The organism is Vibrio aestuarianus, from assembly GCF_012395185.1.
In the GTDB taxonomy this organism is placed as follows: Bacteria; Pseudomonadota; Gammaproteobacteria; order Enterobacterales; family Vibrionaceae; genus Vibrio; species Vibrio aestuarianus.
On record NZ_JAAZTU010000053.1, the window covers coordinates 1 to 16,874 of the forward strand.

Genomic DNA, 16,874 nt, shown 5'->3' on the forward strand with positions numbered 1-16,874 from the left:
AACCCACTGTTTCCAGTGGGTTATCTCTTGAATGTGGCGGAGAGATAGGGATTTGAACCCTAGAAGGGCTACAAACCCTTGCCGGTTTTCAAGACCGGTGCTTTCGACCACTCAGCCATCTCTCCGTACGGCGCTAATCATAGTTATTGGCTAGTGTCTTGTAAAGTAATAATTTATTAAGTCTGTTCTGTTTGGCTAATTGCTGTACAAATGAAAGAGTCAGCATCAGCGGTGATGTCTTTATAGATACATTTTGATTTGATTTTTTCAGGTAATTACTCTATTTTTTATAAGTCTAATAAAATAGTGTTTTATTGCTATTTTGTTGAAAAATAATGATTTATTAGTGTTCAGGGAACATGTGTGCGCTCGAAAATGTTTGCAGATAACTGTGAACTGCTTCAAAATTAGCAAATTCCATCATTTTTAGATAATCATTGAGGTTTAGATGAAAGTCGAGAATCTTTTTAAGCATCGCGGTGATTCAATGAGTAAGTATCAATCTGAGTTTATGCATTGGGTTTCTCCTACAGTACGAGAGTATTGGGGGGAGTTTTTACATAGAACAAATAGCCGTCAGTTGTTTTCTTGGGTTAGAGATTTTCACCAGCCAGCGGTTAATGAAGATATTCCCGTTGCTGAACCTATTCAATTAAAGCCAGAAGCGCAGACGCTCTATAACCAACTACAAGCTCAAATTGGCGATGTGATTCATACTGGTGATTGGATGACTGTAGATCAACAACGTATCAACCAGTTTGGTCAAGTCACTGAAGATATGCAATGGATTCACACCGATCCTGAAAAAGCAGAGGTAGATTCACCGTTCAAGACAACTATAGCGCACGATTTTCTGACCTTATCTTTACTGCCTAAGTTAACTGACAGCGTTGATCCGAGTAAACTGCTGTTCCCAACGGCAAAAATGGTGGTCAACGTTGGTCTGAACCAAGTAAGGTTTCCTTATCCTGTTAAGTCTGGTAACCGCGTTCGAGCGGTAAGTACTTTATTAAAAGTAACGCCGATTAAAAAAGGCTTAGAGATTGAACGAGAAATTAAAATCGAGATTGAAGGTGTGCGCAGACCGGGGTGCGTTGTTACTTCGGTAATTCAACTGCATTTTTAATCTTGAATGAATTTAAAAAAGGGGAGAGCATTATGCTCTCCTTTTTTGCTATTTGAACTACAAGTTGATGTTGTTATTTATGAGCGTTCAACGGAATGTAACCATATTCATCGATGAGTGCATTGGCTTTGTCTGAACCTAGATATGAAATGAACGCTTTCACTTCCTCCGTCATTTTTTGTGGGTAGTACAGAACTAAAAATGGTCGTGAAAGTTGGTATTCATGGCTCGTGATGTTTTTAGCGGTTGCTTCCACACCTTCAAATTTTATCGCTTTAATCGATTTGTCCACAGAGCCAGTTGAAATAAAACCAATCGCTTGTGGGTTATGGTTTACCAATGTTTTAACCATACTGTTGCTATTGACGACTAAGTTATTAGGGTTAATGTCGGAAACTAAGCGATCATTGATAACTTTAGTGAGCCCTAGCAGACTTTCAAAGCTGTACCGAGAACCCGAAGAAGCTTCACGTGTTACTACCGCGATTTTTTGGTCATTGCCACCCACTTGCTTCCAATTAGTGATTTTACCTTTATAGATGTCATACAACTGCTGTCTAGAGAGGTTTTCAACAGAATTTGAACGATTCACAACAACGGCTAATCCATCGTAGGCGATAGGCAATGTTGTCATGGCGTCATCTTGTTCATTTTCTGTGAGATAACGTGAACTCATTCCTATCGAAGCAACGCCTTTTTTCAATAGTGTGATACCTGCGGTCGACCCCACGCCTTGAACCGCGATATAAGTGTCCGGGTGACTGGCATTGTAGTCTTCAGCAAATACATCCATGATTCGAGCGACCGAAGTTGAGCCTGAAATATTGATTTCACTTGCGAAGACAAACTGAGTAAATAAAGAGGTTGAGAGTAGTGCTGCAAGCGCGACTCGAAACATAAAGACTCCAATATAGTTATGAATTGAGCGGCTATAATATGTCGTACAGATGACACTTTTGTGAATGGAAATCGAAATGGGAGAGTTGAGTTAGTTTTTTATCTCCCCTCATGCTGTAAGTCAGTTATAGTCAGCGAGGTAATCCACTTTTCATCGAGGTTTATATGGCGGTAGTGAATTTGTTACAACGTCAATTGGAGCGAAGGGCAGAGTTAGTTTGCCACAACCGTAACCAAAGTTTGCCTGTGGAGTTGGGGAAATCGTGCTTTGAGCCTATCGCTGATGGGGTACAGTTTATTAAACATCATTACAAGTTAGACTCAACCCATTCTGATTATTCGAGCATTGTTGCCAAAGTAATTCGAGAAGAACTGCAATGGGGTTTATACATTCCCAGTGACCATAGTTCAGCGAAGCATATTCTCAATGGTCAGCAAGATATGCAGTCGTGGCAGCCTTATCCCTATTTACCGAAAAGCGATGATTTAACCGCTTTAATCAGAGAAATTGAAAAAGATCCTAAGTCATATTTTTGGTAAGTTTAGGTTTTTTTATTATCTATAGGCTCTGTGAGTGACTAATCGTAAAAAAGGCACCCCGAAGAATGCCTTTTTCTGATTTAAGTGAAACGTGTTACTTAGCTGTTTGTTGCTCATTAGCTTCAGGTACAGAATCTGAAGGTTCAGTAGCAACAGGCGCATCAGCGAAAATTTGTGTCGGTTTGGCAACTAGGCTACGATTTTCTTGGTTTACCTCTGCTAAAACCACTTCTAAAGTGTCGCCCAACTTAAAGACCACTTCTTTATCAACCAGAACCGTGCCGTTATCGTTATTACATTCTAGACGCTCTTTATTGTTGAGAATTAGAGAACCAGGAATGAAGGCTGCAGCGCCGTTTTCAACAAGGCGTACACGCATACCAGCGCGATTAATATCGAAAATTTCTGCAGTAAATTTGGTTCCTTTACTTGGTTCATCCGCAAGAGTACGCACATACAGCCAATCGCCAACATTACGTTCTGCCATATTGTGATGTTTACGATGCAATGCGAGCTCTTCACCCACGGTTTCATCGGGTCTTTGTATTGGCTCTTTGCCAAGAATATGCGCCTTCAACATACGATGGTTGATCATATCGCCATATTTACGAATTGGAGATGTCCAAGTTGCGTAGATATCTAAACCCATCGCATAGTGAGGTAGGGGTTGATTACCAATTTCACTGTATGCTTGGCATTTACGTATACGGTTATCTAAGTAGCTAGTCTCTTGTTTGCATAGCCAGCGACGTACCGCAGCAAATCCTTCAAGGGCCGTAAGGTTCTCTGCGTTGAATTCAAGTTCACCCGTTGGGTTGACCATTTCAACCACATCCGCGATTTTCTCAGGTTTAAAGCCAGCATGTGTATTGAAAACGCCTTGTCCGAAGCTATCTCGCAGCGTTTTACCTGCACAAATGTTAGCGGTGATCATTGCCTCTTCAACCAAACGATTTGCGGAACGACGCATATCAGCATGGATAGCAATCACGTCATTATCTTCACTGAGTTCAAATCGGTAATCTGGGCGATCTGGGAAAACAACAGCGTGAGTCTCGCGCCATTGTACGCGAGCCAAAGAGAAGTCATAAAGTGCACGTACAACGGTCGCGATCTCTTCGCTAGGTTGCCAATCGTCAGAGTGACCATTCTCTAACCAATCGGATAGGTGGTCATACACTAATCGAGCGTGTGATTTAATATTGGCTGCAAAGAAGTGGATGTCATCACCAATCACACCATCTTTAGTAACGGTCACACTACAGCAAAGGGCTGGGCGGATTTCATTTTCCATCAAAGAGCATAGCTCATCGGCTAAATCGCGCGGAAGCATTGGAATGTTGCGGCCCGGTAGATAAATAGTGAAGCCTCGCTCACGAGCAACTTTATCCATTTCATCTTCGGGAGCGATGTAGGCCGTTGGGTCGGCAATTGCGATGGTTAGTTTGAAATCACCGTTTTCAGTTTTCTGAGCATAAAGTGCATCATCCATATCTTTCGTTGAAGCACCATCGATTGTCACGAAAGGAATATGCGTCATATCGATGCGCTCTAGATCTGCGTCATCTTTTATCTCCCAGTGATCAATACCTTCCGGCTCACTGTTGGGGAGATCATTTTCAGCCAATGTTACCCACCAAGGAGCAATTTTATCGTTTGCATCTGTGATTTTCTGAGTGATCTCAACAAAGAACCCACTATCATCCTTTAAAGGATGGCGAGTAAGTTGTGCTACCACCCAATCATTTTCAGCAAAATGTTCAGGATTGAGTCCTTTTTGTACTTTCGCTTTTAAAGAGAGTTTCTTTAACTGAGGAAGATCAGGCGTAACGTGCAATTTTCCTTTCAATAGTTTCACGCGGCCGATAAATCGTGTTAGAGACTGTTCTACCAACTCTTGAGGCTCTGCTACTTCTTTTTCATTCTCAGTGCGAATGATAGCGATCACTTTATCGCCGTGAAGACACTTTTTCATGTATGGAGGCGGAATAAAGAAGCTTTTTTTGCTGTCGACCTCTAAAAAGCCAAAGCCTTTATCTGTCGCTTTGATCGTGCCTTCTTTTTTGGGCAGGTTTTCTTGGATTTGTTGTTTGAGCTGAGCGAGTAGTGGATTATCTTGAAACATGTGTCTTTTTCTAACGAATGTGATTAAGCACACTATAATCATTGAGAGGGATGATTACTACCGAAAGCGCTATTTTTGCCAACCTGTATCCTCATCGTTTTACCATGACGCAAATTTTCATCAATTTTCGGTGAATTTATATGCTGAAATGGTGTTTATGAGAGAAATATGTGATGTAATTCAATTTTTACTGGCTTTTTTTATGCTTTTAGGGAATAATCCGCGTCCCTTATATGTCCCTAGCGGCTTGATGCGTTTTAAGACTTATCCGCATCTGAACGGAACTCAGCTCTTTTATTGGATCGGTATTGGAATTGGTAGAGCTCGTGGGACCTTTTGTTAATTAATCTAGTGGGATCTCCATGCAAGACTCTGTAATTCAATTCAGTGAATTAGCCCTGAACGACTCAATTCTATCAGCTTTAAATGAAATGGGATTCGTTTCTCCAACACCTATTCAAGCAGCAGCTATTCCTTTCCTTCTCGAAGGTAAAGATGCGCTAGGTAAAGCACAAACAGGTACAGGTAAAACGGCTGCGTTTTCTCTGCCTCTATTAAATAAGCTAAATCTTTCTCAGTACAAACCACAAGCGATTGTGATGGCTCCTACTCGTGAGCTAGCCATTCAAGTTGCCGCAGAAATCAAAAACCTTGGCCAGAAAATTCAAGGTCTCAAAGTTCTTGAGATCTACGGTGGTGCTTCTATTGTTGATCAAATGCGTGCACTTAAATCAGGTGCTCACATTGTGGTTGGTACTCCTGGTCGTGTAAAAGATTTGATCACTCGTGACCGTCTACACTTAGACGAATGCCACACATTCGTTCTAGATGAAGCTGACGAAATGTTAAAAATGGGCTTCGTTGATGATGTAACGTGGATCATGGAACAAGCACCTGACACAGCTCAGCGTGTATTGTTCTCTGCGACTATGCCACCAATGGTTAAGACTATTGTTGATCGCTACCTACGTGATCCTGCGCGTGTTGACGTTGCTGGTTCAAACCAAACTGTTGCAAAAGTAGAGCAGCAATACTGGGTAGTGAAAGGCGTAGAGAAAGACGAAGCAATGTCTCGTCTTCTTGAAACAGAAGAGACCGATGCTTCAATCGTATTCGTACGTACTCGCCAAGATACTGAGCGTTTGGCTGACTGGTTGTCTGCACGTGGCTTTAAAGCGGCAGCACTCCACGGTGATATTCCTCAGTCATTGCGTGAACGTACTGTTGATCATATCAAACAAGGTGTGATTGATATTCTTGTAGCAACCGACGTTGTAGCGCGTGGTCTTGATGTGCCTCGTATTACACACGTATTTAACTACGATATTCCATTTGACGTTGAGTCATACATTCACCGAATCGGTCGTACTGGTCGTGCTGGACGTAAAGGTAAGGCGATCCTTCTTGTTCGTACTAACCAAATTCGTATGCTTCGCACTATCGAGCGTGTTACACGTTCTTCAATGGAAGAAATTCAACTGCCACTGCGTGACAAAGTAGCTGAGTCTCGTCTTGTCAAATTAGGCGCAGAACTAGAAGCTGAAAAAGGTCACACAGCGTTAGACAAATTTGCTGAGTTGATTGAAAAGCTACAAGAAAGCTTAGAAATTGATGCTGCGACTTTAGCTGCTATTTTACTTAAACGCCAACAAGGTAAGCGCCCTCTGTTCTACGTAGGTGCTGACCCAATGATTGAAGCGATTGAGCGTGAAAAAACGCGTCGCCGTGATCGTAAAGAAGGTGGTGATCGTCGTGAAGGTGGCCGCGAAGGCAGCCGTCGTGAATACGGTACCTCAAATACAGATTGGGATACTTACCAACTTCAAGTTGGCCGTGAGCAAGGCGTTCAAGTTAAAGACATCGTTGGCGCATTAGCGAACGAGCTTGGTTTAACCAAAGGCTCTATCGGTGCGATTAAGCTAGCGCAAGGTCATACATTCGTTCAACTTCCAAAAGCGATGTCATCAGACGTGACAGGTAAACTGCGCAAGCTACGTATTCGCCAAAAAGAAGTGGGCGCAGTGGTTTGTGATTTTGATGATTTCCGTGAGTCTCGTGGCCGTCGTGAAGGTGGTAACGGTGCTCGTCGTGAAGGCGGCAATGGCGGTTTCCGCAACCGTGAAGCTGGTGCAAGCGCTGGTCGTGGTGGTCGTGAAGGTGGCTTCCGTGGTAACCGTGAAGGTGGTGCTGTTTCTGGCCGCGATGGTGAGCGTCGTTTTGATCGCAACCGTGGTGGTGACCACCGTGGTAACTTCCGTGGCGAACGTGGTCACGGTAATGGCAGCAGTACTGGTGGTGCTAGTCGCCCACGTCGCAGCGAAGCGTAATTCATAGTGTAATTACTAAGCCCATGGTTAGTGCCGTGGGCTTTTTCTTTTTATTTGGACTATTCGCGCTTTACATCGCTAGTGTGAGCTAGTTAAAATCCTCACTTCATTGAAGTTCCGGTATTCGTGTTACCGATTGATCTTTGATGACTTATTTTCCATTCAAATAAACATGTGTTGCTTGGTATGCAACACCACTGTAAGGATATAACATGCCTATTATTACTCTTCCTGACGGCAGTCAGCGTCATTTCGATAACCCTATATCTACAATGGAAGTTGCAGCTTCAATTGGCCCAGGTCTTGCGAAAGCAACCATTGCAGGTCGTGTTGATGGGGTGCGTGTTGATGCATGCGACCTTATCGAAAACGATGCCAGCCTTGAAATCATTACTGCTAAAGATGAAGTTGATGGTTTAGAAATTGTGCGTCACTCTTGCGCACACTTGCTAGGTCATGCATTAAAGCAACTTTACCCACAAGCGAAAATGGCGATTGGCCCGACGATCGATAGCGGCTTTTACTATGACATCGACCTTGAGCAATCTTTAACGCAAGACGATTTAGAACAGATCGAAAAGCGCATGAAAGAGTTGGCTAAGACGAAATATCAAGTCGTTAAAAAGAAAGTCAGTTGGCAGGAAGCTCGTGATGCTTTTGAAGCTCGCGGTGAAACATACAAAATTGAAATTTTGGATGAAAATGTATCTCGTGATGATCGACCAGGTCTTTATCATCATGAAGAATACATAGATATGTGTCGTGGTCCACACGTACCAAATATGAGCTTTTGCCAACACTTTACATTATTGAGTGTTGCTGGTGCATATTGGCGCGGTAACAGCGACAACAAAATGCTGCAACGTATCTACGGTACTGCTTTCCACGATAAGAAAGCGCTGCAAGCGCATTTAACGCGTTTAGAAGAAGCAGCTAAACGTGACCATCGTAAAATTGGTAAGCACTTAGACCTATTCCACATGCAACAAGAAGCACCTGGCATGGTGTTCTGGCATCATAATGGTTGGTCAATTTTCCGTGATCTTGAAGTATTTATTCGTCAAAAACTGAGCGAGTATGATTACCAAGAAGTGAAAGGTCCGTTGATGATGGACCGCGTGCTTTGGGAACGTTCTGGTCACTGGGATAAGTACGCTGATGCCATGTTTACAACTTCTTCAGAGAATCGTGAATATGCAATCAAGCCAATGAACTGCCCAGGCCATGTTCAGATTTTTAATCAAGGTCTAAAATCTTACCGTGACTTGCCACTACGTATGGCTGAGTTTGGTTCGTGTCACCGTAATGAACCGTCAGGTTCACTACACGGAATTATGCGTGTTCGTGGTTTCACACAAGATGATGCTCATATTTTCTGTACAGAAGACCAAATTCAACAAGAAGTCACTTCTTGTATTAAAATGGTCTACGATACTTACACAACCTTTGGTTTTGACAATATTGTTGTGAAGTTATCAACTCGCCCTGAAAAGCGTGTAGGTAGTGACGAAATTTGGGACAAATCAGAAGAAGCTCTGAAGTTATCTCTTGAAGCTATGGGCATCGAATATGAGATTCAAGAAGGCGAAGGTGCTTTCTATGGTCCTAAAATCGAATTTACTTTGCATGATTGCTTAGATCGCGCGTGGCAATGTGGTACAGTACAGCTTGATTTCAACTTACCAACTCGTTTAGGTGCAACCTATGTTGGTGAGAACAATGAGCGATTAGTTCCTGTGATGATTCACCGAGCGATCCTTGGCTCGTTAGAGCGCTTCATTGGTATTCTAATTGAAGAATATGCAGGTTTCTTCCCTACGTGGTTGGCACCTGAACAAGCCGTTATTATGAACATAACTGACAAACAGGCAGTTTATGCTCAAGAAGTAGCGCAAAAACTACAAAAATGTGGAATTAGAGCTAAAGCAGACTTGAGAAATGAGAAGATTGGCTTTAAAATCCGCGAACACACTTTGAAACGTGTACCGTATATGCTGGTTTGTGGCGACCAAGAGATGGAAGCTGGCGAAATCGCAGTACGTACTCGTAGGGGTAAGGACTTAGGCAAGTTTAAAGTGGATGATTTAATTTCATACATCCAAGCCGAAGTTTCGAGCCGTAAGCTCAATCTGGAGGAATAAACTATTAAAGGCGGAAGACGTGGCCAACAGCCGGCCAAACCAAACCAGCACCGTTTAAACGGTGAAATTCGTGGCGTTCGTGAAGTTCGTTTAACTGGCGCAGATGGTGAACCCGTTGGTGTTGTATCAATCAACGAAGCACTTGAAGCTGCTGTAGAAGCTGGTATGGATCTTGTAGAGATCAGCCCTAACGCCGAGCCACCAGTTTGTCGTGTGATGGACTATGGCAAGTTCCTCTTTGAAAAGAGCAAGTCTGCTAAAGAGCAGAAGAAGAAGCAAAAGCAGATCCAGATTAAGGAAATTAAATTCCGTCCTGGGACTGATATTGGAGACTATCAGGTAAAACTACGCAACCTGACGCGTTTCCTTGAAGAAGGCAACAAAGTGAAAGTTACTATTCGCTTCCGTGGCCGAGAGATGGCGCACCAAGACATCGGTGTTGATGTTCTTCATCGTTTGAAAGAAGATACCGCTGATTTAGCAGTAGTAGAATCTTTCCCGAGTCGAATTGAAGCACGTCAGATGATCATGATGCTTGCCCCTAAAAAGAAGTAATTAACGGCTGACAAGTAATAAAACCTTGCTGTTGAAAAACGGCAAGGTTTTATTCGCCCTAATTACATTGTTATTAAACTACTACAATGCGGAGTTATTCATCATGCCTAAGATGAAAACCAACAAAGGTGCTGCTAAGCGTTTCAAGAAAACTGCTGGTGGTATTAAGTACAAGCACGCTACAAAACGTCACATCTTGACTAAGCGTACTACTAAGAACAAGCGTCAACTACGTCCAAATGCAATCCTTCCTAAATGTGAAGTGGCTGCAGTTATCCGTATGTTGCCATACGCTTAATTCTTTTTAGTTTATTTATCGTTTAGTTTAGGAGAAGCATAATGCCTCGCGTAAAACGTGGTGTACAAGCTCGTGCACGTCATAAGAAAGTTCTAAAACAAGCTAAAGGTTACTACGGAGCACGTTCACGTGTTTACCGCGTAGCTTTCCAAGCAGTTACCAAAGCTGGTCAATACGCTTACCGTGACCGTCGCACTAAAAAGCGTCAGTTCCGTCAGCTATGGATTGCGCGTATCAACGCTGCATCTCGCCAGAATGGTCTATCTTACAGCCGTTTCATTAACGGTCTTAAGAAAGCATCTATCGAGATCGATCGTAAGATCCTTGCCGATATCGCGGTATTCGACAAAGCTGCATTTGCAGTTCTAGTTGAAAAAGCGAAAGCTGCTCTTTAATTAGCAGTCAGGTTTAAGAAAAAGGAGAGCATTTGCTCTCCTTTTTTCTTTATCGACATTTCATATTTTGTCATTGATTTTATAACCGAGATAGTGGGCTTAGTACTCCATTTGCACCTCTATCCAATACATGTGTATAAATTTGGGTGGTTTTCACATCGCTATGCCCAAGTTGTTCTTGAACAGTCCTAATATCGGCTCCTGATTCAAGGAGATGTGTAGCAAAACTGTGCCTTAGGGTATGGCATGAAATACTTTTTTTAATTTCTGCATCACGTGCAGTCTTTCTAACCGCGCGCTGTACTGCCGATTCGTTGATGTGCTGTCTACGTTTTAAACCTGTCTCTTTATCGAGAGAAATTAAATGTGAGGGAAACAGGTAATGCCAATTGAATTCATAAGCAGCATGGGGATACTTTTCACTGAGTGCATTTGAAAGCCATACACCACCATATCCTTTTGTTTGCATATCTTTATCATAGTATCTTTTTGCTAAGGCTTGCTGCTCTTTTAGCTGAGGGTAGAGCTCCTTAGCTAGTGTAACGGTTCGGTTTTTCCCACCTTTTCCTTGCCAAATTCTCACTGCACCGTAGTCATAATCAATATCTTGTATACGTAATCTAACACATTCCATAAGCCTTAGCCCTGATCCGTATAGTAGTTTGATTGGTAGCTGATAACGTGGGTCTATGTGTTCTAGAAATCGTTTTGTTTCATCTCTAGTCATCACCACGGGTAATTTTCTATCTAATTGTGACTTTTTAAAGTTCATGTTAATAGAAAGCGGTTCTTTTATTATCTCACGGTACAAAAAGTGTAATGAGTTTAGCGCTAGAGCTTGAGTTTTAGCTGCAACTTTTCCTTTAACAGCTAAATTAGTCAAAAAGGCTTCTACCTCATTGTCTCCCATTTTCATCGGGTGTATTTTATCGTGGTAAACAATGTATCGAGTAATCCAATGTAAGTAAGCCTCGATTGTTTTATTCGCATAATGGCGTGCTTGCATATACTCTTTTATACTTAAGATGAATTGTGATTTCATTGCAATCCTTTAGTTCAATGGCATGTATGTATATACAGTAGTATGCTTTTCTTACTAGTCAATTGGCTAAGTTACAAAAATCCGTCTAATGCGATCTTCTTCATGTTGTTCAATATTGTAATTAACTGAATATAAATATTTTTATACAAATTTTAGACTAATTTGATGGTGTGATAGATGGCGAAGGAATAAAATAAAAGTAGGCAAATAGCAGTATAGATAGCGTTATGTGTTTGATGAGTTTTTGAGGTTAATTCTACGATTTTATTGAGAATTCGCTCCGTGTTTTCGGCAAGTTGGCTTGTCAAAATGGATTCTTGAACAATCTGAGATTTATCGTTTTCAAGGTTCTTGGGTTGCCTCAATTAAGTTTTGGATCTGGTTTGTGTTGAGATTCGTCGGTTTCAAATCGCTTTAATTGAAATGTCTTTTTGACTGACTCTCTTGCTGAAGTTCAGCTCTGAAAGTCTGGTGAAGTAAAAGGTTTTGTTGTGGCTGAAAGGGCGCTTTCTTTGTTGTTGATTCTGCAAGTGGCTCTCTTTGGCTCAGAGCGCTGTGAAATTTAGGTTTTGGTCAGCATCGTTTTTTACGTAACTTATTCAAATCTCTTTATTTCTACGGTGGTTTACTTTGAATTCACGGTAAAATTCACATAACAAGCAATTCAAGTGGATTCTCAACGCGTGGCAGTTTTACTATGCGTTGAGTAAAGTGTTTTATGGTGCAATGCAGCGGCTTGGCCAGTGCGTTGTTCACCACTTAATTGGGCGTTAGCTGGGGTTAAGAAAAACGGTGAATTTAGGGTGGAAAGGCTTTCGGTTTTCTAGCTACACACCGGACAAATCTCAGCTTTTCAACTATCTCGCCAGTGGCACTTTTCGGGAAGTGTTTGAACTTAACGAAGTCTGCTTACGGGAAGTTTTGTGTTTGTTAAGTTCGTTGGCGTGGCTTCTTTGTTGTTGAAATTCATAAATGCCTAAATTCGTTTTGTGTGCTTTGTCGTTGGCTTTTTCGATAGAATTCTTTGCAAATTACCATGCTCAGGAATGGTAATTTTCTCGGTCATTTCTTCTTTGCCAAGCGCATTTCGTGGATTGGGTTTTAATTTCACAGCTGTCCGTTTTACTTTGCCGTTTGAAAGCAATAATGTGTTTCAAATTAGGCATTTTGGCGTAATTTGCTAGCGAAAGTGCAGCAGCTAACTAGGCGTTTAAGACGGATTCCCAACGCTTGGGAGTTTCGGGTCTAGGTTGAGTTTTGTGTTTAAGGTGCAATGGTTTAGGACTGTGGTCGCGTTGCTCACCACTTAACGCGGCGTTAGCTGAGGTTAAGAGAAATCATAAAATTACGTGTTTATTTTTCTTAGTCTGAGGCTCTAGCTTTACACCTGAAAGTCAGCACTTTTCCATGTATCTCGCCAGTGGCACTGTTCGTGAAGTGCTTGAACTAACCGAAGTCTTCTTACGGGAAGTGGTGTGTTTGTTTATTTCTTTGGTGTGGCTTCTTTGGTTTTGAAGCTCTTTCGCGCCTAAATGGGTTTTGCGCACTTGGCCGTTGGCTTCTTCGAAAGAATTCTTTGTAAATTTAAGTCCTAGAAGCTCGTCAAGTTTTCCTGTTATTTCTTCTTTGCCAAGTGCGTTTCGTGGATTAGGTTTTAGTTTCTAAATTGTCCGTTTTACTTTGTCGTTTGAAAGCAATAATGTGTTTTAAATTAGGCCGTTGGGTAGTCAATCTCCGGCTAAAGTGCAGCAGCTAACTAGGCGTTTAAGACGGATTCCCAACGCTAGGGAGTTTCGGCTCTAGGTTGAGTTTTGTGTTTAAGGCGCAATGGTTTAGGATTGTGGTCGCGTTGCTCACCACTTAACGCAGCGTTAGCTGGGGTTAAGAAAAACGGTGAATTTAGGGTGGAAAGGCTTTGGGTTTTCTAGCTACACACCAGACAAATCTCAGCTTTTCAACTATCTCGCCAGTGGCACTTTTCGGGAAGTGTTTGAACTTAACAAAGTCTGCTTACGGGAAGAGTTGTGTTTGTTAAGTTCGTTGGCGCGGCTTCTTTGCTGTTGAAATTCATGAATGCCTAAACTCGTTGCGTGTGCTCTATTGTTGGCTTTTCGATAGAATTCTTTGTAAATTACCGAGCTCAGGAATGGTAATTTTCTCGGTCATTTCTTCTTTGCCAAGCGCATTTCGTGGATTGGGTTTTAATTTCACAGCTGTCCGTTTTACTTTGCCGCTTGAAAGCAATAATGTTTTTCAAATTAGGCATTTTGGCGTAATTTGCTAGCGAAAGTGCAGCAGCTAACTAGGCGTTTAAGACGGATTCCCAACGCTTGGGAGTTTCGGCTCTAGGTTGAGTTTTGTGTTTAAGGTGCAATGGTTTAGGATTGTGGTCGCGTTGCTCACCACTTAACGCAGCGTTAGCTGGGGTTAAGAAAAACGGTGAATTTAGGGTGGAAAGGCTTTCGGTTTCCTAGCTACACACCGGACAAATCTCAGCTTCTCAACTATCTCGCCAGTGGCACTTTTCGGGAAGTGTTTGAACTCAACGAAGTCTGCTTACGGGAAGTGTTGTGTTTGTTAAGTTCGTTGGCGCGGCTTCTTTGGTGTTGAAATTTATGCATTCTTAAATTCGTTTCGTGTGCTCTGTCGTTGGCTTTTCCGATAGAATTCTTTGCAAATTACCATGCTCAGGAATGGGGATTTCCTCGGCCATTTCTTCTTTGCCAAGCGCATTTCGTGGATTAGGCTTTAATTTCACAGCTGTCTGTTTTACTTTGTCATTTGAAAGCAATAATGTGTTTCAAATTTGGCATTTTGGCGTGATTTGCTAGCGAAAGTGCAGCAGCTAACTAGGCGTTTAAGACGGATTCCCAACGCTTGGGAGTTTCGGCTCTAGGTTGAGTTTTGTGTTTAAGGCGCAATGGTTTAGGATTGTGGTCGCGTTGCTCACCACTTAACGCAGCGTTATGTGACAGGAGGTCAAAATGGAAGTATTAGTACAATTTGAAAAGGATATTGAGCAATCAGAAGTTGTTAATCTTTATAAATCAAATGGTTGGTCTTCGGCTGAGGTTCCTGAAAAGTTACTACCAGCTCTGATTAACTCCGATAGCCTAGTGACAGCACGCATTGATAAGAAGCTTGTCGGTATAGGTAATGCAATTTCTGACGGGTATCTGGTTGTTTACTATCCGCATATGCTTGTTCATCCTGATTTTCAAGGTCAGGGTGTCGGACGAAAAATGATGGAATTGATGCAAACAAAATATCATTCATTTCATCAACAAATGCTCACAGCAGACGGTAAGGCAGTTGAATTTTATAAGTCTCTCGGCTTTGAACGAGCAGGTCAAACTGAGCCGATGTGGGTCTATTCAGGAGATGATCACTAATCGAAGAGTTGTCACATAACAAAGCATTTAAGACGGATTCTCAACGCTTGGCAGTTTCAGCTTAGGTCAGCTTTAGTGCTAAATGTGGCAAGGTTTGGGCTTGGGTGGTTGCGTTGTTCACCACTTAATGCGGCGTTAGCTGGGGTTAAGAAAAACTGTGAATTTAAGGTGGAAAGGCTTTTGGTTTTCTAGCTACACACCGGATAAATCTCGGTTCTTAACTATCTCGCCAGTGGCACTTTTCGGGAAGTGTTTGAACTTAACGAAGTCTGCTTACGGGAAGTGTTGTGTTTGTTAACTTCGTTGGCGCGGCTTCTTTGATGTTGAAATTGATGAATCCCTAAATTTTTTTCGAGTGCTCTATGGCGGACTTTTTCGATAGAATTCTTTGTAAATTACCATGCTCAGGAATGGTAATTTTCTCGGTCATTTCTTCTTTGCCAGAAGCATTTCGTGGGTTAGGTTTCAATTTCACAGCTGTCCGTTTTACTTTGCGGTTTGAAAGCAATAATGTGTTTTAAATTAGTCATTTTGGCGTAAGTTGCTAGCAAAAGTGCAGCAGCTAACTAGGCATTTAAGACGGATTCGCAACGCTTGGCGGTTTTAGTGTAAATTCAGTTTTTGTGTTTTAAGTGGTTTGTCGAGGCTTTGGTGTTAGCGTTGCTCACCACTTAATGCGGCGTTATGCAACTCAGGTAAATTTAGGGGTTTAATCTTTGGGATTTCTCCGGCCATTCGTTTTATGTTGTCGGCAAGTGAACATTTTCGGCTTCAAATTCGTGGTCAACTTAACCCGTAAAACAGACAAGATTCTTTGTTTGCCTCAATTGCTTTTCGCGTTGGCGCGTCGTGAATTTAGCGGGCGCAAAGTGTAGAGAGGGCAAGCCAATCGAGAGTGTCGAGTTCGCTGAATATTTTGCTCGTTGAATTTTTCTGGTTCAAAGGCTTGGTTTGTTGCTGAAAGGTGTGCTTTGTTTTGGCGGCTTATTTGTCACGGTTAGGGCTTGGGCTGATTCTTGGTTCACTTAACCAATATTTCGACTGTTTTCTTAATCAAATTTGGTGTAAATTTATGTTTATCTTATTGAATTTGCATAACAAAGCATTTAAGACGGATTCGCAACGCTTGGTGTTTTTAGTGTAAATTCAGTTTTGTGATTTAAGTGGTTTGCCGAGATATTGGTGTTTAGCGTCGCTCACCACTTAATGCGGCGTTAGGTAAATTGAATGAGTTGTGTACATAAAAAAATAGAAGCTGCCTTAGATCGGTGGGATGAAAGTCATTGGTATCTTCATCAGATTGAAGAGCACTACCATAATGCTGATGCTTTAAGGTATTCAATGAATGCATTTATTCGATCTTTGAGAGAAATACCTGACATGATTGCAATGGCACTTCAGAACCATGAAGGTTTTCCTGCTTGGCATAAGCCAATAAGGAAATCATTAGAAAAGGAAGATTTTCTTTTCTCTCAGATAATTCGTCATCGCAATCATATAGTTCATAAATCAATGTTAAAGCCTAAAAGTAAGGCGTTTGTAGCCTCAATTCGTGGGTATACGATCAAGATGCAATTTGGCTTTTATGTAGACCCTTTTGAAGATAGTGATCTAGCAATTGAGCGATTTATTAAAATGTCTAAAAGTAATCCTACTCTAATGCAGGCATTGGCACCTGATGAAGTTCAGGCTCTAGCTTTGGTTCGTGAGTGGCATATCGAAGGTTACGACGAAGAAATTATCGAATCATTTAGAAATTCCTGGTTAAGGGTAAACGAATACTTATCAGAAATTATGGTCTTTCTAGGGGGAGATGTCTTTCCTACAGGTTTACCACCTTGTTTTAAAGACTCTAGAAATTTTAGATACAAAAAGTATCACGATTTTCAAGCACGGCTGTAAACATTTACTTAGTATCAAGTTTGAAGTGCGACACTTTCTACAGATGCGCATGAATATACTCCGTTGGTGTTCTATACCCAAGTCTTTTGCGTGGGCGCGTATTTAATTTGTGTGCAATTTCATTGCAGATCTTC

The 16,874-nt window shown here is 41.8% G+C and carries 15 protein-coding genes and 1 tRNA gene; 9 read left to right on the forward strand and 7 right to left on the reverse strand.

The window, feature by feature from the left end; genetic code table 11:
* Positions 1-34 precede the first annotated feature (34 nt).
* Positions 35-125: transfer RNA gene (locus HGG78_RS17560), tRNA-Ser, on the reverse strand.
* Between the two features lie 323 nt (positions 126-448).
* Between HGG78_RS17560 and HGG78_RS17565 the strand changes: the two genes are divergently transcribed.
* Entirely contained in the window at positions 449-1,126 is a 678-nt protein-coding gene (locus HGG78_RS17565; RefSeq protein ID WP_172533656.1) for a MaoC family dehydratase, read from the forward strand.
* Between the two features lie 73 nt (positions 1,127-1,199).
* Here the strand turns inward: HGG78_RS17565 and HGG78_RS17570 are convergent, their stop codons facing one another.
* Positions 1,200-2,024, reverse strand: coding sequence for a phosphate ABC transporter substrate-binding protein (locus HGG78_RS17570; RefSeq protein WP_172533657.1), 825 nt, complete (start codon positions 2,022-2,024; stop codon positions 1,200-1,202).
* Between the two features lie 164 nt (positions 2,025-2,188).
* On the opposite strand from HGG78_RS17570, the gene HGG78_RS17575 reads away from it, so the two are divergent.
* Positions 2,189-2,563 (forward strand): DUF3024 domain-containing protein, encoded by a 375-nt coding sequence (locus tag HGG78_RS17575; RefSeq protein ID WP_168524228.1) that lies wholly within the window; start codon positions 2,189-2,191, stop codon positions 2,561-2,563.
* A 94-nt stretch (positions 2,564-2,657) separates the two neighbouring features.
* Here the strand turns inward: HGG78_RS17575 and rnb are convergent, their stop codons facing one another.
* The gene (gene rnb / locus HGG78_RS17580) at positions 2,658-4,688 is read right to left on the reverse strand and encodes an exoribonuclease II (RefSeq protein WP_172533658.1); all 2,031 of its coding nucleotides are present in this window, start codon (positions 4,686-4,688) and stop codon (positions 2,658-2,660) included.
* 362 nt (positions 4,689-5,050) lie between these two features.
* Between rnb and HGG78_RS17585 the strand changes: the two genes are divergently transcribed.
* The 5 genes from HGG78_RS17585 to rplT all read left to right on the forward strand — a co-directional run bounded on the left by HGG78_RS17585 (position 5,051) and on the right by rplT (position 10,404).
* Positions 5,051-7,015 carry a DEAD/DEAH box helicase gene (locus HGG78_RS17585; protein WP_172533659.1) on the forward strand — a complete coding sequence of 655 codons (1,965 nt, stop codon included), beginning with the start codon at positions 5,051-5,053 and terminating at the stop codon, positions 7,013-7,015.
* 212 nt (positions 7,016-7,227) lie between these two features.
* Positions 7,228-9,156: a threonine--tRNA ligase gene (thrS, locus tag HGG78_RS17590; protein ID WP_053311015.1), complete on the forward strand. Its 1,929-nt coding sequence runs from the start codon at positions 7,228-7,230 to the stop codon at positions 9,154-9,156.
* A 3-nt stretch (positions 9,157-9,159) separates the two neighbouring features.
* Positions 9,160-9,711, forward strand: coding sequence for a translation initiation factor IF-3 (gene infC, locus HGG78_RS17595; protein ID WP_080996372.1), 552 nt, complete (start codon positions 9,160-9,162; stop codon positions 9,709-9,711).
* A 103-nt stretch (positions 9,712-9,814) separates the two neighbouring features.
* Positions 9,815-10,009: a 50S ribosomal protein L35 gene (gene rpmI, locus HGG78_RS17600; RefSeq protein WP_005377932.1), complete on the forward strand. Its 195-nt coding sequence runs from the start codon at positions 9,815-9,817 to the stop codon at positions 10,007-10,009.
* Positions 10,010-10,050: 41 nt separating this feature from the next.
* Complete coding sequence (gene rplT, locus HGG78_RS17605; RefSeq protein WP_040992521.1) at positions 10,051-10,404, forward strand: 50S ribosomal protein L20; 354 nt, start codon at positions 10,051-10,053, stop codon at positions 10,402-10,404.
* 79 nt (positions 10,405-10,483) lie between these two features.
* On the opposite strand, the gene HGG78_RS17610 is transcribed toward rplT, so the two are convergent.
* From HGG78_RS17610 to HGG78_RS19170, 3 genes are all read right to left on the reverse strand, one after another.
* Positions 10,484-11,446, reverse strand: a complete 963-nt coding sequence (locus tag HGG78_RS17610; RefSeq protein WP_172533660.1) for an integron integrase — start codon at positions 11,444-11,446, stop codon at positions 10,484-10,486.
* A 976-nt stretch (positions 11,447-12,422) separates the two neighbouring features.
* Positions 12,423-12,557, reverse strand: a complete 135-nt coding sequence (locus tag HGG78_RS19165; protein WP_255091403.1) for a hypothetical protein — start codon at positions 12,555-12,557, stop codon at positions 12,423-12,425.
* A 1,512-nt stretch (positions 12,558-14,069) separates the two neighbouring features.
* Complete coding sequence (locus HGG78_RS19170) at positions 14,070-14,204, reverse strand: hypothetical protein (RefSeq protein ID WP_255091405.1); 135 nt, start codon at positions 14,202-14,204, stop codon at positions 14,070-14,072.
* Between the two features lie 226 nt (positions 14,205-14,430).
* Here HGG78_RS19170 and HGG78_RS17615 point away from each other — a divergent pair, with 226 nt between their 5' ends.
* A complete protein-coding gene (locus HGG78_RS17615) occupies positions 14,431-14,838 on the forward strand; it encodes a GNAT family N-acetyltransferase (RefSeq protein WP_172533661.1) in 408 nt (135 codons plus the stop codon).
* Positions 14,839-15,178: 340 nt separating this feature from the next.
* Here HGG78_RS17615 and HGG78_RS19175 read toward each other — a convergent pair whose 3' ends face one another.
* Complete coding sequence (locus HGG78_RS19175; RefSeq protein WP_255091406.1) at positions 15,179-15,313, reverse strand: hypothetical protein; 135 nt, start codon at positions 15,311-15,313, stop codon at positions 15,179-15,181.
* Positions 15,314-16,065: 752 nt separating this feature from the next.
* Between HGG78_RS19175 and HGG78_RS17620 the strand changes: the two genes are divergently transcribed.
* The gene (locus HGG78_RS17620; protein ID WP_172533662.1) at positions 16,066-16,740 is read left to right on the forward strand and encodes a hypothetical protein; all 675 of its coding nucleotides are present in this window, start codon (positions 16,066-16,068) and stop codon (positions 16,738-16,740) included.
* Positions 16,741-16,874: the final 134 nt, after the last annotated feature.

Excerpts from the sequence above, each read along its gene's own strand:
- HGG78_RS17565 (WP_172533656.1), top strand. The coding sequence starts at position 449 with ATGAAAGTCGAGAATCTTTTTAAGCATCGCGGTGATTCAATGAGTAAG.
- HGG78_RS17570 (WP_172533657.1), bottom strand. The coding sequence starts at position 2,024 with ATGTTTCGAGTCGCGCTTGCAGCACTACTCTCAACCTCTTTATTTACT.
- HGG78_RS17575 (WP_168524228.1), top strand. The coding sequence starts at position 2,189 with ATGGCGGTAGTGAATTTGTTACAACGTCAATTGGAGCGAAGGGCAGAG.
- rnb (WP_172533658.1), bottom strand. The coding sequence starts at position 4,688 with ATGTTTCAAGATAATCCACTACTCGCTCAGCTCAAACAACAAATCCAA.
- HGG78_RS17585 (WP_172533659.1), top strand. The coding sequence starts at position 5,051 with ATGCAAGACTCTGTAATTCAATTCAGTGAATTAGCCCTGAACGACTCA.
- thrS (WP_053311015.1), top strand. The coding sequence starts at position 7,228 with ATGCCTATTATTACTCTTCCTGACGGCAGTCAGCGTCATTTCGATAAC.
- rpmI (WP_005377932.1), top strand. The coding sequence starts at position 9,815 with ATGCCTAAGATGAAAACCAACAAAGGTGCTGCTAAGCGTTTCAAGAAA.
- rplT (WP_040992521.1), top strand. The coding sequence starts at position 10,051 with ATGCCTCGCGTAAAACGTGGTGTACAAGCTCGTGCACGTCATAAGAAA.
- HGG78_RS17610 (WP_172533660.1), bottom strand. The coding sequence starts at position 11,446 with ATGAAATCACAATTCATCTTAAGTATAAAAGAGTATATGCAAGCACGC.
- HGG78_RS17615 (WP_172533661.1), top strand. The coding sequence starts at position 14,431 with ATGGAAGTATTAGTACAATTTGAAAAGGATATTGAGCAATCAGAAGTT.
- HGG78_RS17620 (WP_172533662.1), top strand. The coding sequence starts at position 16,066 with ATGAGTTGTGTACATAAAAAAATAGAAGCTGCCTTAGATCGGTGGGAT.